Origin of the sequence: Achromobacter animicus, from assembly GCF_040775605.1 — a bacterium.
Classification (GTDB): Bacteria; Pseudomonadota; Gammaproteobacteria; order Burkholderiales; family Burkholderiaceae_B; genus Achromobacter; species Achromobacter animicus.
Map to the genome: position 1 here is coordinate 5,716,679 of NZ_JAYGJK010000001.1, position 14,926 is coordinate 5,731,604.

12 protein-coding genes are annotated in these 14,926 nt (G+C 67.2%); 3 read left to right on the plus strand and 9 right to left on the minus strand.

Annotated features, from left to right (window positions below; genetic code table 11):
- Window positions 1–118 precede the first annotated feature (118 nt).
- A complete protein-coding gene (locus AB3147_RS26105; protein ID WP_367353370.1) occupies window positions 119–2,617 on the plus strand; it encodes a mechanosensitive ion channel family protein in 2,499 nt (832 codons plus the stop codon).
- Window positions 2,618–2,667: 50 nt separating this feature from the next.
- Here AB3147_RS26105 and AB3147_RS26110 read toward each other — a convergent pair whose 3' ends face one another.
- Complete coding sequence (locus AB3147_RS26110) at window positions 2,668–3,138, minus strand: Lrp/AsnC family transcriptional regulator (protein ID WP_218342653.1); 471 nt, start codon at window positions 3,136–3,138, stop codon at window positions 2,668–2,670.
- A gap of 204 nt (window positions 3,139–3,342) precedes the next feature.
- On the opposite strand from AB3147_RS26110, the gene AB3147_RS26115 reads away from it, so the two are divergent.
- Complete coding sequence (locus AB3147_RS26115; RefSeq protein WP_175122136.1) at window positions 3,343–3,987, plus strand: LysE family translocator; 645 nt, start codon at window positions 3,343–3,345, stop codon at window positions 3,985–3,987.
- A gap of 52 nt (window positions 3,988–4,039) precedes the next feature.
- The gene (locus tag AB3147_RS26120; protein WP_367353371.1) at window positions 4,040–4,945 is read left to right on the plus strand and encodes an EamA family transporter; all 906 of its coding nucleotides are present in this window, start codon (window positions 4,040–4,042) and stop codon (window positions 4,943–4,945) included.
- Between the two features lie 7 nt (window positions 4,946–4,952).
- On the opposite strand, the gene AB3147_RS26125 is transcribed toward AB3147_RS26120, so the two are convergent.
- The 8 genes from AB3147_RS26125 to AB3147_RS26160 form a co-directional block, all read right to left on the minus strand.
- Window positions 4,953–5,528, minus strand: coding sequence for a hypothetical protein (locus AB3147_RS26125; protein ID WP_175122134.1), 576 nt, complete (start codon window positions 5,526–5,528; stop codon window positions 4,953–4,955).
- A 184-nt stretch (window positions 5,529–5,712) separates the two neighbouring features.
- Window positions 5,713–6,684 (minus strand): Bug family tripartite tricarboxylate transporter substrate binding protein, encoded by a 972-nt coding sequence (locus AB3147_RS26130; RefSeq protein WP_367353372.1) that lies wholly within the window; start codon window positions 6,682–6,684, stop codon window positions 5,713–5,715.
- A gap of 43 nt (window positions 6,685–6,727) precedes the next feature.
- Window positions 6,728–7,513 carry a 2-oxo-tetronate isomerase gene (gene otnI / locus AB3147_RS26135; RefSeq protein WP_218342650.1) on the minus strand — a complete coding sequence of 262 codons (786 nt, stop codon included), beginning with the start codon at window positions 7,511–7,513 and terminating at the stop codon, window positions 6,728–6,730.
- 81 nt (window positions 7,514–7,594) lie between these two features.
- Window positions 7,595–9,691, minus strand: coding sequence for a TonB-dependent receptor domain-containing protein (locus AB3147_RS26140; RefSeq protein ID WP_414631296.1), 2,097 nt, complete (start codon window positions 9,689–9,691; stop codon window positions 7,595–7,597).
- Between the two features lie 193 nt (window positions 9,692–9,884).
- Window positions 9,885–10,934 carry an ABC transporter substrate-binding protein gene (locus tag AB3147_RS26145; protein ID WP_175122131.1) on the minus strand — a complete coding sequence of 350 codons (1,050 nt, stop codon included), beginning with the start codon at window positions 10,932–10,934 and terminating at the stop codon, window positions 9,885–9,887.
- 90 nt (window positions 10,935–11,024) lie between these two features.
- Window positions 11,025–12,008, minus strand: a complete 984-nt coding sequence (locus AB3147_RS26150; RefSeq protein WP_367353373.1) for a CobW family GTP-binding protein — start codon at window positions 12,006–12,008, stop codon at window positions 11,025–11,027.
- Window positions 12,008–13,666: an amidohydrolase family protein gene (locus AB3147_RS26155; RefSeq protein WP_367353374.1), complete on the minus strand. Its 1,659-nt coding sequence runs from the start codon at window positions 13,664–13,666 to the stop codon at window positions 12,008–12,010. The genes AB3147_RS26150 and AB3147_RS26155 overlap by 1 nt, the downstream gene beginning before the upstream one ends.
- A 5-nt stretch (window positions 13,667–13,671) precedes the next feature.
- Window positions 13,672–14,919: a metal-dependent hydrolase family protein gene (locus AB3147_RS26160; protein ID WP_175122128.1), complete on the minus strand. Its 1,248-nt coding sequence runs from the start codon at window positions 14,917–14,919 to the stop codon at window positions 13,672–13,674.
- Window positions 14,920–14,926 lie beyond the last annotated feature (7 nt).

Below are 14,926 nucleotides of genomic sequence, written 5' to 3' on the forward strand. Positions count from 1 at the left end.
AATGGCGACATCCATATTGCCCTTCTGGCCCGCCGCATTTCGCGATATCGTGACATGCCGCCGTTTCGCAGTCGATCCCAAGTAACCGCACGTCCGTTCCCCACCACGGAGTCGCAACATGCGCGCACGCGCACGAATCCTCTTCTGGCTGTTTGGCCTGGTACTGGGGTGGGCGCGTGTGGCGCTTGCAGCGGAAGCGCCGGCGCCTGCCGCGCCGCCCGCCGCGATCCAGATGGCCGAGATTCCGCTGCGGGCGGACACGGATTTGCGATACGCCGAGGGCGTGTTGCAGCGCGCGGCGACGGCGGATCCGTTGAGCGCGCTGATGCCGCCGCTCGACGCCATTGCCAAATCCGCCGACGAAAAGCTCTACGAATTCCAGCCGGCCCAGCTGCGCAACTTTCCCATCATGCGCCTGGAAAGCCTGGAGCGGCACTGGCTCTTTGACGTGCGGCGGCTGGCGCGCTGGCGGACCGACATGCGGCAGGCGACCGCCTGGTACGCCAGCGACGCCGCCGAGCTGCTGCGCCGGCGCACGGCCTGGCAGGCGATCAAGGACGCGCCGGGCGCGGCGGGGCTGCCTGCGGCATTGGCCGACCGCGTCGACGTGGTGATCGCGCAGTTGCTGGCGGCCAGCCAGGCGCTGTCCGTGCCGCTGTCGCGCCAGGTGGAACTGGAACAGCGGGCCAACGCGATCGAGGAACAGATCAAGGCGGGCCAGCGCCAGGTGATGGAGGCGATCAGCTATGTCGATGCGCGGCTCCTGCGGGTGGATTCGCCGCCGCTCTGGGCGTTGGACTGGTCCGGAAGATCCGACCAGGACACCATGACCCTTTTGCGCCAAGGTCTGGACATCGAGGTCCGCTTCGCGCGCGACTACGGCGCCGCCGGCGCCAGCAATCAGCGCGCGCTGCACACTTTGCAACTGCTGCTGCTGCCGCTGCTGATCTGGCTGGCCAGAAAAAGCCGCAACGCCATCCGCACCGGCGTCATGAGCGAAACCGCTGCCGGTGTGCTCGGGCGGCCCATCTCCACGTGGGTCCTGTTGTCGATGATGGGCGTGCTGGCTCTGGAGCCGGACGCGCCGTTGATGGTGCAGCAGATCGCCCTGGTGCTGGCGGCGGTGCCGGTGCTGCGCCTGCTTCCACCCGCCAGCCGCCGGCATCTCGATCATTGGCCGCGGGTCATCACCGCGCTCTTCCTGGCCGAGCGGCTGGGCTTTCTGTTCCTGGCCAACACCCTCTTCTATCGTGTGTCGACCGTAGCGGCGGCGGTGGCGGCCCTGACGGCCATTCTGTGGCTGCTGGCGCGCGGACGGCGCCAGACCTATCCGCCCGGTTCCGAGCGGCTGGTGCGCGCCTTGCGCGCCGTCGCCTGGTGCGCGGCAGCCCTGTTGTGCGTGTCGCTGGGCGCGAACCTCATCGGCAATGTGTCGTTGTCCGAGATGCTGACCAGCGGCATCATCGGCAGCGGCTACTTCGGGCTGGTGCTGTACGCGGGCGTGACCGTCATCATCACGCTGCTGCAGCTTCTGCTGGCCCGTCAGGGCATTTCGCGCTTCCGGCTGGCGCGCGAACACGCGCCGCCGCTGGTGCTGCTGCTGATCCGCCTTGTCAGTGCCGCCGCAATCGTGGGCTGGGCGGTCTACACCATGGACCGGTTCCGCGTCCTGCGCGCCACATACGCCTTCGTGACGCAGGTGCTGTCGTACACGCTGGAAGTCGGCGAAGTCTCGATCAGCCTGGGCAACATCCTGGTCTTCGCGATCTCGGTCGTGATTGCCTTCTGGGCCGCGCGCGCGGTGCGCCTCATCCTGCACGACGAGGTCCTGACCCGCATGTCGCTGCCGCGCGGCGTCGGCAACAGCATCGCCTCGCTGTCGTACTACCTGGTGCTGCTGCTGGGTTTGGGCATCGCCTTGTCGGCCGCGGGTTTCCAGACCAGCCAGCTCACCATCGTGTTCGGCGCCCTGGGCGTGGGCATCGGCTTTGGCCTGCAAGGCGTGGTGAACAACTTCGTGTCGGGCCTGATTCTGATGTTCGAGCGGCCGATCCAGCCGGGCGATGTCGTGGAGATCGGCGGCACGTCGGGCCAGGTAAGGGATATCGGCATGCGCGCTACGCGCATCAAGACGTTCGACGGCGCCGACGTGATCGTCCCGAACGGCACGCTGCTGTCCGACAAGCTGACCAACTGGACGATGCTGGACCGCAGCCGCAGGATCGAGATCAGCATCGGCCTGGCCTACGGCACCGACCCGCGGCAGGTGCTCGCGCTGCTGGACGACGTCGCACGGCAGACGCCGGGCGTGGTTACGGAGCCGGCGCCCATGGTGCTCTTCATGGGCTTTGGCGCCAGCACGCTGGATTTCAGCCTGCGCGCGTGGACCTACGACTTCGACCGGTGGATCGAGATCCGCAGCGACATGCTGGCGCGGATGTACGACGCGCTGCGGGATGCGGGCATACAGATCCCCTTTCCGCAGCGGGACCTGCATTTGCGCAGTGTTTCGGAACAAGCTGGCCGTGCGATCCAAGCGGCCTGGCCGGCCGACCCGCACGGGCCTGGCCCCGCGCGAACCGGCAGCCGGGACGGCGGCCAGCCGTCAGGGGCTTGAGCGGCCGGTTGCGCGCACGCATGAGCGCCCATGCCGCCCGGCGCGCCGGTTCACTCCCCAGCCATCACCGGCACCGTCAGCCCATTCTTCACCCGGCTCATCACCACCAGCGTCGAAAACCGCTTCACGTTGGGATTGCCCCAAAAGTGGCGCTGCGCGAACACCTCATATTCCGCCATGTCCCGCATGGTGAGCGTCAGCACGAAGTCGACCTCGCCCGTCACCGACAGGCATTGCATGATCTCGGGCGCGGTCTGCATGGCGCGCTTGAACTGGTCGAGCTTGTCGGCGCGCTCGCTTTCCAGCGACACCAGCACCACCATCGTGATCCCGCGTCCCACGGCGGCGGGGTCCACGACGGACACGTCCGCCGTCACCACCTTGGCGTCGCGCAGCCGCTTCATGCGGCGCAGGCAGGACACCGGCGACAGGTTCACGCGTTGCGCGACCTCCTGGCTGGTTCGTTGGTTGTCTTCTTGCAGGCTTTGCAGGATCTGCAGGTCGAAATCGTCTAGTTCCATGGGGCGCTCGGAACGCTTTTTAGGTGAAACATCGGGCGGGTTGCGGGTATCGGCCGATTCTAATCGTGGCCGCGACGCAAACCGTCGAGAATTCGACGGGAAACTTCATTTCGCGCCCGCCGGACGCAGGAATTATTCAAGCCGCTTGCTTACACTGGGAGCCCTCCGCCCGCGCCGCCGGGAATTTCCACGCTGCACCCTGCAATGCCGTCACTCCAGCTTTTCCTGCTGTTCCTGGCCGCCGACGCGGCCTTGAAGCTCACGCCCGGCCCCGACATGGCCCTCACGCTATCGCGCGGCATGACGCAAGGGTTTCGGCCCGCCTTCCATAGCGTGCTCGGCAACGTGGCCGCCGGATTCATCCAGGTTCCGGCCGTGGTGCTGGGCCTGGCTTCCGTGCTGCGGACCTTTCCCACGCTTTTCGTCGGCATCAAGGCGGCGGGCGGCCTGTATCTGGGATACCTGGGCATCAAGGCGATGATCCGGTGCGCGAACGCCGCCGAGGTATCGCTGGCGGCCCGGCCGGGCGACGCGCGCGACGCCTTCTGGCAGGGCTTCATCACCAACCTGCTCAATCCGAAGGTGCTGCTCTTCATGATCGCCTTCCTGCCGCAGTTCACCTCGCCAGACAATGGGCCGGTCTGGATCCAGATGCTGGTGCTGGGCATCACGATGAAGGCGCTCAGCCTGCCCTACGGCAGCTGCTTTGCGTACGGCGCGTCGCGCATCCGCGGCTGGGTCGCGCGCAATCCGTGGTTTCTGCGCGCGCAGCAGGGCATTCTGGGCGCGATCATGCTGGGGCTGGCGATCTACGTGCTGGTTTCCACGGCGATGAATCCGCAGCCCTGACCGCCCACGCCACATCCCTGACACAAGCGTTTTTGCACAAACCCCGCCTTCCATGACCGCCGCCACCTTGAACAACGGACACAACAGCGCCACGTCCACCCTGCTCCCCACCCTGTCGCTGATCGGCGCCATGGCCTCGCTGTGCGTTGGCACGTCGTTCGCGAAATCGCTGTTTCCGGAAGTGGGCGCACAAGGCACCACCGCGTATCGCATCGTCATTGGCGCCATCATCCTCTTGGCCTTCTGGCGGCCGTGGCGCTTTCCGCTGACGCGCGTCAACGCCGCGAAGATCGCCCTGTACGGCGTGACGCTGGCGTGCATGAACCTGCTGTTCTACATGGCGCTGAAAACGCTGCCGCTGGGCATTGCCATCGCCATCGAATTCACGGGACCGCTGACGCTGGCTGTGGTGCTGTCACGGCGCGCCATCGACTTTGTGTGGATCGCCTGCGCGCTGGCCGGCCTGATCCTGCTCATTCCCACCGGCCAGTCCGTCCACGACCTCGATCCGCAAGGCATCGCGTACGCGCTGGGGGCAGCGGTGTGCTGGGCGCTGTACATCATCTTCGGCAAGATGGCCGGCAACGTGCATGGCGGCCAGGCGACATCGCTGGGTCTGCTGGCGGCCGCGATGGTCGCCCTGCCCGTCGGCGCGGCGCACGCGGGCATGGCGCTGCTGGATCCCAAACTCATTCTGGCGGGCGTGGCCGTCGGCATCCTGTCCAGCGCTTTGCCCTATTCGCTGGAAATGGTGGCGCTGCGGCGGCTGCCGCAAAAGACGTTCGGCGTGTTGCTGAGCATGGAGCCGGCGATGGGCGCACTGGCCGGGGTCGTCGTGCTGAACGAACACCTGTCGCAGACGCAATGGCTGGCAATCTGCGGCATCATCGTCGCCTCCGCCGGCTGCGCCGCGACGGCGCAGCGCAGCCGCAAGGCGCCGATCCCCGCGCCGGATTGATCCGCCATCATCCAAAACCCGGCTCGCGCTGCGGCAGCGATAGCGGGTCGAAGTCTTCCCAGTGGTTGTTGCGCCAGCGGCCGTTGGCGTGCTCCACGTCGGCGCCTCCGGCATCGCGCAGAATGCGGCATGCCAGGATCTCGCGCTGCGGCCTGACCCGCACGGCGACCATGACCCCGGCCTGACGGATCTCGGCATGAGAGTCGGGATTGAAGTGGCCGTGCTGCGTGGTGCCGTGCCCCGTCACCCAAAGCGCGCCGAACAGCGACCCGAGGTACGCGCCCACACCCGCCGCGGCCAGGATTGCGGCAGTGGAGTCGCTGAGTTCCGCCGCGACGAATCCGCCGAACACCGCAAACACGGCCCCCACGCCGCCCGCGCCCAGATAGGCGCCCATGTCGGCGCGCCCCGCGTCGGGGTCGGAACGCCGGTCGCCGCCATAGGGAAAGCGGCCGTGCTCGCCGGCGGGATTGACGTAGAAGGTATGGATATCCCAGTCGGGAAAGCCGCTGGTGGCAAGGCGGCTGGCGGCGGCCTTGGCGGCTTCAAAGCCCTCGAAGCGGGCAGCTACGATCAAAGACATGGCAGTCTCCTCGCCCGCGGTCCGGGCCGGATGCGCATCGTTTCATCGTACGCCCGCGCCGCCGCCGTGCACGCCGGCGTTACACCTTGCGGCGGCTGTTACCCGGCCCTTTGCTACCCAAACCCTTCTCACCCAGCGCCGAGTCCCGTTTACGCCTTGCCCGGCAACGCGTCACCCCGGCCCCTTATTCCGCGGAAAGCCCCTTGCCTTGAATGACCGAGCCCCAGCGTTCGTGCTCCTGGCGCGCGTACGCGCGAAAGGCATCGGGCGTGCTGCCGGTCGGCTCCAGCCCCTGCAGCGTCAACTGCCTGACGACATCCGGCGATGTCAGCGCCTGGCGGATCGCCTGACTGAGCTTGTCCACGATGGGCGCGGGCGTGCCGGCCGGCGCGACCACGCCCTGCCAGGCCGCCGCCTCGAAGATCGGCCCGCCGGCCTCGGCAAACGTCGGTACGCCCGGCAGTTGCGCAGACCGTTTGGCGGACGGCAAGGCAATCGCGCGCAGCCTGCCCGCCTGGATCAGCGGCCGGGCGGCGGCCAGATCCGCCATCATGAGCGGCACGACACCCGCGGCGACATCCTGCAGCGCAGGCGGCGAGCCTTTGTACGGCACCGCCGTCGCGCGGCCGCCGACGGTTTCCATGAACAGTTCCATCGCCAGATGATGCGGACTGCCCACGCCCAGCGACGCATAGCTGCCCGGCGGCTCGCGTTTCAGATAGGTCTTCACGTCGTCCAGCGTGTGCAGGCCCGAATCAGGCGCCGCGACCAGCACGATGGGCAGCGCCACCAGCGTGGACACCGGCGTCAGTTGCTGCTGCGGATCGTAGGGCAGATCGTCGTACAGCCACGGGTTGAGCGCCAGCGTGCTCATGCCCGCGGTCAGCACCGTGTAGCCGTCCGGCTGGGCGCGCGCGGCCTCCTGCGCGGCGACGATGGTGGCGGCGCCCGGGCGGTTCTCCACCACCACCGGCTGCCCCAGCGTCTGGCCGACATGCCGGGCCACGATGCGGGTCGCCAGATCGCTGCCGCCTCCCGCGCTGAACGGCACCAGCCACCGGATGGGCCGATCGGGATAGTCGGCCGCCCACGACGCGGCCGGCATGGCCGCGGCCAGCGCCGCCGAAAACAGCATGCGCAGCACGCCCTGGAACATGACGCTCACTCCTTTTGAACTTCAAATGCGGGATTGTGGCCGATCAGGCGCGCGCGGCGCTCAGCCAGCGCAGTCCGGCCGACGTGGAACCTGCAGGACGGTACTCGCAGCCGATCCAGCCGGTGTACTGCAACTCGCGCAGCACGCCGAAAACCCAGCCGTAATCGAGTTCGCCCCGGTCCGGCTCCTGGCGCAGCGGCACGCCGGCAATCTGCAGGTGACCCACGCGCCCGGTGGGCAGGTACTCGCGCAGCTTGGCGGTGACGTCGCCTTCGACGATCTGGCAGTGATACAGGTCCATCTGCACTTTCAGGTTGGGCGCATTGACCGCCTGCACGACAGCGTGCGCGTCCTCCTGGCGATTCAGGAAATAGCCGGGGATGTCGCGCGTGTTGATCGGCTCGATCAGCAGCGTGACGCCGGCCGAGCGCGCCTCGCGAGCGGCCCAGTCGAGATTGGCGTGATAGTAGTCCAGCATCGCCTCGCGCGAGGCATCAGGCGGCGCCACGCCCGCCATCACATGCACATTGGAACAAGACAACGCGGTGGCATAACAGAGGGCCTGCTCGATGCCGGCCTGGAACTCGGCCTGCCGGCCCGGCAGCGCAGCCAGCCCGCGATCGCCCTGCGCGGTGATGCCGGGCGGCGCGTTGAACAGCACCTGCGCGACCCCGGCGGCATCCATGCGCTCGCGCACGAACGCGGCGGGCGCTTCATACGGAAACATGCATTCCACGCCCGCGTAGCCGTCGGCCGCGGCCGCCGCATAGCGGTCCAGGAACGCATGTTCCGTGTACATCATCGACAGATTGGCGGCGAACTTCAGCATGGCGGGCTCCTGGCGCGGGATGCCGCCGCGGACAGCGGCACCCGCCGAAAATAGCACAGCCCGCCGCCGCACCCAACCGGGTCAGTACGTCATGCGCACGCCCAGCAGCACGCTGCGGCCGGGCAGCGGCGCAACCGTCGAGATGAACGAGGCGTGGTTGTAAGCCAGCTTATTCAGCAGGTTGGTGCCGCGCAGGAAGACCTCGTAGCCCGTGGCGCCGTACTGGCCGCGATAGGCCACCACCGCGTTGACCATGTTGTAGCCCGGCGTGGTGTCCTCATAGGCCGCAATGTCCTTCTGCGCGAACACGCGTGCGTATTCGACGCCGCCCGACCACTCTTGCCACTTGAAGTTGCCGCGCACGCCCGCACGTCCGGCCGGAATGCGCGGCAGATTGCCGTCGCCGCCCGTGAGCTTGCCGCGCACGTAGTCGCCGAACACCGCCGCCGAGAAGATCGGCGTGAACTGGTGCCGCAGTTCGCCTTCCACGCCCGTGAATTCCGCATCCTGCTGCGTGTATTCGATCAGGCGGAAGTCCTCGTAGCGATCCAGCGTGTTGGCGTAGATGTAGTTCTTCACGCGGTTGTGGAACACGCTTGCCGAGAACGTCGTGTCGCCCGAATGCTTGCGCAGCGTCAGGTCGATGTTGTGCGACGTTTCGCGCGTCAGGTCCGGATTACCCAGTTCATACGTATTGGTGGCGATGTGGATGCCGTCCGCATACAGCTCCTGCGCGTTGGGCAGGCGCTGCGAGCGCGACAGCGACAGCGCCACGGAATACTGCGGCGCAAAGTCCCAGATCGCGGCGGCCGACAGCGACGTGCCCGACAGGCTGCTGCGCGGCGCGCCGCCCGACGGCGACACGCGCTGCCAGTCCTGACGCGCGCCCAGCTCGAAGCGCCAGTCGTTCAACTGGTATTCCTCCAGCAGGAACACGCCGTTCGAACGCGTCTTGCTCGGCGGCAGGAATGCCTCTTCGCCTTCGGCGCTGAAATCGCTGTATGCGTTCTGCAGGCCGATCACGCCGCGCCAGCCGGCGATAGGCTTGTGCTGCAGTTCCACCCGCATGTCGTAGCCCTTGTTCTTGAAACGCGTGCCGACCTCGCCGCCCTCGATCTCGTCGTGCTGGTAATCCGTCAGGCCACCGCGGAATCGGATCTTCTCGAAGCCTGCGAACGGATCCTGGTATTCGGCACGCAGGTCCATCCGGTTGCTGCGCAGCTTCACGTAGGGCACGCCGCCATGTTCGTGATCATGGTCGTGGTCGTGACCTTCCTCGCCTTCGTCCCCATGGTCGTGGTCATGGCCGCCGCAATGCAGATGCGTGCCGTGCGGATGGCAGCCTTCGTATTCGTGGTTGTGGCCGGGCAGGCCGTATTCGCTTTGCAGGTGCGTGAACGCCACGCCCACGTAGCCGCGTGGCGTGATCCACGACATGCCGACCGAGCCCTGCGTCGACTCGCTGTACGAGCCTTCCAGCTTGCCGCCGGGCCAGTCCGGCACGTCGTAGTCGCTGGTGCGGCGCTTCATGCCTTCGACGCGCACCGCGAACTGGCCCTCGCCCGCCGTGATGCCCACCGCGCCGGCGCGTTCCTTGGTGCCGGTGGCGCCGCGCAGTTCCGCTTCGGCCGCGATGCCCTTTTCCGGCACTTCGGTCGGAATCTTCTTGTCGATCACGTTCACCACGCCGCCGATCGCGCCGCCGCCGTACAGCAGCGTGGCCGGGCCGCGCAGCACTTCGATGCGGTCGGCCAGCAGCGGCTCGACGGTCACCGCATGGTCGGGCGAGATGGCCGAGGCATCCATCACTTCGGACCCATCGGACAGCACCTTCACGCGCGGCGCGGTCTGCCCGCGGATCACCGGACGGCTGGCGCCGCCGCCGAACGTGTCGCTGTTGACGCCCGGCAGGTTCTTGAGCGTTTCGCCCAGCGTGCCGTTGCGCTGCTCGATCAACGCATCGCCTTCCAGCACCGAGGCCGGCAGCGTGGTGCTGTTCAGATCCAGCCCCAGCGGATTCGCGGAGACCGTGATCGGCGCCACGGTCTGCGTGCGGGTCTCGCCTTCGGTCTGCGCCTGGGCGACGGGCGCCATCAGCATCAGCGAGCACACCAGCGGCTTCAAGGGCGCCCGGCCAACCGCTCGAACGCGCGATGCTTTGCCGCGCGCTTTCCCCATCCCCAGCTTCTTACCGTTCATCTTTACTCTCTCGGATGTTATATCATTACAAACCAGCAGGCGGATGATATAACATTTCACTACGCCTGCAGCGGCGTCCGGAAACGAAAAAGCGCGATTCCCCTGCAGGAATCGCGCTTCGATGAAGCGGTCAGTGGCGCAAACGCGCGGGCAACGACGTCCCGCGTCCATATCAACCCGCCTTGAACTCCTTGTTCCAGAACTCCAGCATCTCCGCCTTCTTCTCGGTCAATCCCTTCAGGTCGTACGCGTGCAGCAGCTTGACCTCGGCATCCGAGAAGCCCACGCGCTTCAATGCCTCGGGCAGCGACGCGTTGGTGACGGTGGGCGCGTAGCCCATCTTTTCCGCAAAGCCGATCTGGCCCTGGGGATCGAGCATGGCGTTCAGGTACGCCCACGCCGCGTCCTTGTTGCGGCTGTTCTTGGCGACGGCGGCTTCAAACGACACCGGCACCGATCCTTCCTTCGGAATCACGAAGCCCAGCGGCAGTCCGCTGTCCTTCCATTGCAGCGCACGCGCCTTCCACATGACGGCGATCGCGATTTCGCCGGACTTGAAGGCGGCCGCGACGGCTTCATTGGACGGGTAGATGCGCGGCGCGTTCGGCTTGAGCTTGGCCAGGAACCGCTTGCCGCCCTCGTAGTCCTTGGTGGTGCCGTCCGCGCCCAGTCCCACGAAGACCGAGTTGTAGAGATAAAGAATGTCGGAGAAGCCGACCTGGCCCTTCCACTTGGGATCCAGCAGCACCTGCAGCGAATCGGGCGGCGTCGGGAATTTCTCGGTGTTGTAGACCAGCGTCATCGCGCTGAAGATGTGCGGAATCGAGTACGGCGTCTTCAGCGTGTCGATCGCGTTGGCCAGGTTGGGCAGCTTCTTGACGTCCAGGGGCTCCAGCGTGCCGGAGCGCTCGGCGTCGTACATGTCGACTTCACCCAGCAGCGCCACGTCCATGCTGCCGCGGCGCGAGTTCTTTTCGGCGCGCAGCTTGGTGACGCGGCCCACGGCGTTACCCGTGTCGTAGACCACCTTCACGTCCTGCTTGGCGACGATGGGATTGATGATCTGCTGCAGCAGGTTCTGGTAGTCGCCGCCCCAGGTGCCGACCACGATTTCCTTTTCGGCGGCGTGGGCCATGCCGGGCAGCCAGCCCAGGGCGGGCGCAAGCGCCAGGCCGGAGGCGGTCTTGATGAAGCCACGGCGATTCAGGTTTTTCTCTTGCATGACAACCTCGTATCGAAAAGAACTGACGACTAGCTACGGTGCACCGCGCGGCAGGCCAGTCTGGCCGCGCAGCCTTGGATTCAACGGTGTTCAGACCAGCATGTCGACCGGCGCATGCGGCGCGGAGGCACGGATTTCCTCGGCCTCGATGTCGCGCGCAATCACGATGATCGCGTCGCGCGCATCCGGCTGCCGCGTCAGCCGCTGCGGCAGGCTGAAGGTCGAGCCGACCGACTGGATCAGGATGGGTTCTTCGCAATCGCTGACGCGCACCACGGCCTTCACCCGCAGCAGGCGGTCGCCGCACAGCCCGGCCAGGTTGTCCAGCCATTCGGAAAAATCGGTCCAGCTGATGCCGGGCTGCGCGCGCGCCGCCATCACGCGGATGCGCGGATGCGCCGCGCCCTGCCCGCCTGCCGACAGCATCCGCGCCGCCAGCCCCGCCAGGTCGGACGTGCCTTGCGACGGCGCAAACGCGGCCTGCACGGCGCGGGTACGATCGGGCTCCGCGACAACGACGGCCAGCGGATTCAGCGCCTCGGCGCGCGCGGCACGAGCGCCCAGCGCACCGGGCACGGCCGGCAGCAGATCGGTCTTGGTCAGCACGATGCGATGCGCCGCCCCGAACTGCGCCATGGCCTCGTCCATCTCGGCCAGCGCGTCGGGATCACGCGCGCAATCGTCGGTGCAGACCACCGTCAGCCGCAGGCCGCGGCTGGCCAGTTCCGGATCCGCGAGCGACGCGATGATCGGGCCGGGCCGCGACAGCCCGCTGCATTCCAGGATGACGCGTTGCAAGGGGCCTTCGCCTTCGGGGCGGGGCGCGTCCAGCAGCGCGCTCAGCGTGTAGACCAGGTCGCTACGCAGCGAGCAGCACACGCAGCCGTTGGCCATCAAGGTCATCGGCACGTTGTCGCTGTCGTTGGCCACGATGGCTCCGTCCACGCCGACCTCGCCGGCCTCGTTGACGATCACGCCGGTGTCACGCGATTCCGGATCGCGCAGGTAGTCCACCAGCAGCGTGGTCTTGCCGCTGCCCAGAAACCCGCACAACAGGAACAGGTCGATGGCCATCAGGGTGCGTCCTCGCCCGTGTCGCACGGCGATCCCGACGGTGCGCCGCCGGTCGGCGGACGCTCGCCATCCGGATCGTCGGCCCAGCTGTCGCGGACCATCGCGCGCACGTCGGCCAGCAGCTCGGCGGTGTCGTACACCACGCCCGACTTGATGGTGGTCTGCAGGCAGCGCTGCCATTCGACCTTGGCGGTGTCGTCGTTCAGCCGCATGGCGCCCGTGCCGAACAGCAGCTTGAAGTCGGTCAGCGGATTCTGGTCGTGGATCAGCAGGTCGGCGCGCTTTTGCACGTCGATGGAGCCGGTGTCGTCATCGATGCCCAGCAGCGCCGCGCTGTGCGACGTGGCCGCGCGCAAGACCTCGATGGGATGAAAGCCCGCTTCCTGCAGCAGCTCAAGTTCGCGGACGAAGCCGAATCCATAGATCTGGTAGATGAAGCCCGAATCGCTGCCCGCGCAGACGCGTCCGCCCAGGTTCTTGTATTCGTTGATGAACTGCATCCACAGCCGGTAGTTCTGCTTCCATTCGATCTCGTTGGTGGTGCTCCAGCGATACCAGTAGGCGCCGTGGCCGCCGCGCTGCGGCTGGAAGTAGCGCCACACCGCCTTCCACGTGTACTCGTCGTGCCAGTCGGCGCGGCGCGCGCGCATCAGGTCGCGGTTGGCGTCGTAGATGTTGAAGGTGGGCACAAAGGTGTGGCCCAGTTCCAGGAACTCGTCCATGACCTGCCGCCACTTGGCCGAGCCGGGCTGCGCGGCCTGCATGAAGGTCTGGCCGGCCACCGCAAAGCGGTAATACTCGTCGCTGTAGTTGTAGTCCGTCGGAAACGACTGCACGACGCGGTCTTCGAACAGCGCCTCGGGCAGGCCGTAATAGTGTTCGGAACTGGTCAGCCCCCAGCGCGCGGACTTCATCGCGTTCACGCGCGTCACCGCCATCTGCGCATGATGGCAGCCCGAGCGCAGGCCCACCTTGGCCGCCTCGTCCAGCGCCGCTTCCATGATGGCGGGCGGGGCGCCGAAGAACTTGATGCCGTCGGCGCCGCGCGCGGCCAGCTTGCGCACCCATTCGCGGCCCTGTTCGGGCGTGTGGATGGTCTTGACGCGATCGTTCACCGCCGGGAACACGGAATGCACGATCATGCGCGGCGCGGCGATCTTGTTCGCGGCGGACAGCTCGCGCTGCTCCATCGTCCAGCCCAGGCCGCCCATCGCGCCCATTTCGCGCACGGTGGTGACGCCGTGCGCCAGCCACAGCTTGTAGATGTAGTCGGCGGGCGGCACGATGCCGCTCATGGCGTGATACGGCGTGCCGATGTGCGCGTGCGCGTCCACAAAGCCCGGCGTGACGAACTTGCCGTGGCAGTCGATCTCGTGGTCGCCCGGACCGGGCCGGCGCTTGGGATCGATGGCCTTGTGCGGCGTGCCCACATTGACCAGCGCCGTGATGCGATCGTTCTCGATCACGATGTCCACCGGCCCCCAGGGCGGCGCGCCGGTGCCGTCGATGATCGTGGCCCCGCGCAGGATCAGCCGCGGAAACGGCCCCAGGCCGCGGTCGCGCGGCGCGGGCGCCGAAGGCGGATGCCAGCCCTTGGCCGCATTGACGTCACGCGACTCTTCGCCGACTTCCGACTGCGAAAACGTGGGATCGCTCATGGCTCCTAGACTCCCAGCTCGTTGTGTTCGATGACGCCGCCCTTCATGATCAGGCCGATGTGCTCGCCCTGGCCCAGCAGGCAAGACAGGTCGCGGTACGGATTGCCGTCCACCAGCAACACGTCCGCCAGTGCCCCTTCCTGGATGCGGCCCAGCTGGCCGACCTGGTTCAGCACTTCGGCGGCGGTCGTGGTGGCGCACTGGATGACCTCCTGCGCGGACAGCACCTCGCGGCGGATGCGGAATTCGTCGCTCTGCAGGCGCTGGGACGGGCCCAGCAGATCCGACCCGTAGCCGATCTTCACGCCCGCCTTCTTGTAGATCTCGAGCGAATGCAGGCCCGCGGTGCGCACCGTGGCAATCTTGGCCACGGAATCGGCCGGCAGACCGTAGTCGGCGCCTTCGTTGGCCAGCGCCTCGTAGGTCACCAGCGTCGGCACCACGAACGCGCCCTTCTCGGCCATGAAGCGCGCCACGCGCTCATCGACCAGATTGCCGTGCTCGATGGTGCGCACGCCGTTGCGGATGGCGCGCTCGATGGCGTCGGCGGTATAGGAATGCGCCATCACGTAGGTCTGGCGGCTGGCCGCCTCGTCGACGATGACGCGGATCTCTTCTTCCGAATAGCCAAAGGAGGCGATGGGATCGGTGGGCGAGGCCACGCCGCCCGAAGCCATCATCTTGATCTGGTCCGCACCCATCTGCAGTTCCTGGCGCACGGCCTTGCGCACGTCGTCGATGCCGTCGGCGACGCGACCGATATCGCCCGCACGGAAGCAGCAGCCGCAGAAGCTCATGGGACGCAGGTGATCGGAGCGCGGACGCGGATCGCCGTGACCGCCCGTCTGGCTGATGGCGCGGCCCGAGATGAACAGGCGCGGTCCCTTGACCGTGCCTTCATTGACCGCGCACTTCAGGCCCCAGCCCGCGCCGCCCGCATCGCGCACCGTGGTGAAGCCCCGGCGCAGCATGGCGGCCATGATGGGCACCGCGCGCATCATCACCAGCGCGTCCGGCAGGACGCCCTGCGTACTCAGGTTCAACTGCGTGGCCAGCACGTGCACGTGCAGGTCGATCAGACCCGGCATCAGCGTGCGGCCCGCGGCGTCGATCACGCGCGCCGAGGAAGCGCTGATCGGCTTGTCCGACACTTCCTTGATGACGCCATCCTCGACCAGCACGTGGTGCCCCTCCAGCAGGTCGGACTGCAGGGGATCGAGCAGGTTCGCATTCTTGAACAGCACAGCAGACATGAGAATT

Bases quoted from the DNA above. Each gene is read 5' to 3' on its own strand.
- AB3147_RS26150 (WP_367353373.1), bottom strand. From the start codon at position 12,008: ATGGCCATCGACCTGTTCCTGTTGTGCGGGTTTCTGGGCAGCGGCAAG.
- AB3147_RS26105 (WP_367353370.1), top strand. From the start codon at position 119: ATGCGCGCACGCGCACGAATCCTCTTCTGGCTGTTTGGCCTGGTACTG.
- AB3147_RS26120 (WP_367353371.1), top strand. From the start codon at position 4,040: ATGACCGCCGCCACCTTGAACAACGGACACAACAGCGCCACGTCCACC.
- otnI (WP_218342650.1), bottom strand. From the start codon at position 7,513: ATGCTGAAGTTCGCCGCCAATCTGTCGATGATGTACACGGAACATGCG.
- AB3147_RS26145 (WP_175122131.1), bottom strand. From the start codon at position 10,934: ATGCAAGAGAAAAACCTGAATCGCCGTGGCTTCATCAAGACCGCCTCC.
- AB3147_RS26140 (WP_414631296.1), bottom strand. From the start codon at position 9,691: ATGGGGAAAGCGCGCGGCAAAGCATCGCGCGTTCGAGCGGTTGGCCGG.
- AB3147_RS26155 (WP_367353374.1), bottom strand. From the start codon at position 13,666: ATGAGCGATCCCACGTTTTCGCAGTCGGAAGTCGGCGAAGAGTCGCGT.
- AB3147_RS26110 (WP_218342653.1), bottom strand. From the start codon at position 3,138: ATGGAACTAGACGATTTCGACCTGCAGATCCTGCAAAGCCTGCAAGAA.
- AB3147_RS26115 (WP_175122136.1), top strand. From the start codon at position 3,343: ATGCCGTCACTCCAGCTTTTCCTGCTGTTCCTGGCCGCCGACGCGGCC.
- AB3147_RS26160 (WP_175122128.1), bottom strand. From the start codon at position 14,919: ATGTCTGCTGTGCTGTTCAAGAATGCGAACCTGCTCGATCCCCTGCAG.
- AB3147_RS26130 (WP_367353372.1), bottom strand. From the start codon at position 6,684: ATGTTCCAGGGCGTGCTGCGCATGCTGTTTTCGGCGGCGCTGGCCGCG.
- AB3147_RS26125 (WP_175122134.1), bottom strand. From the start codon at position 5,528: ATGTCTTTGATCGTAGCTGCCCGCTTCGAGGGCTTTGAAGCCGCCAAG.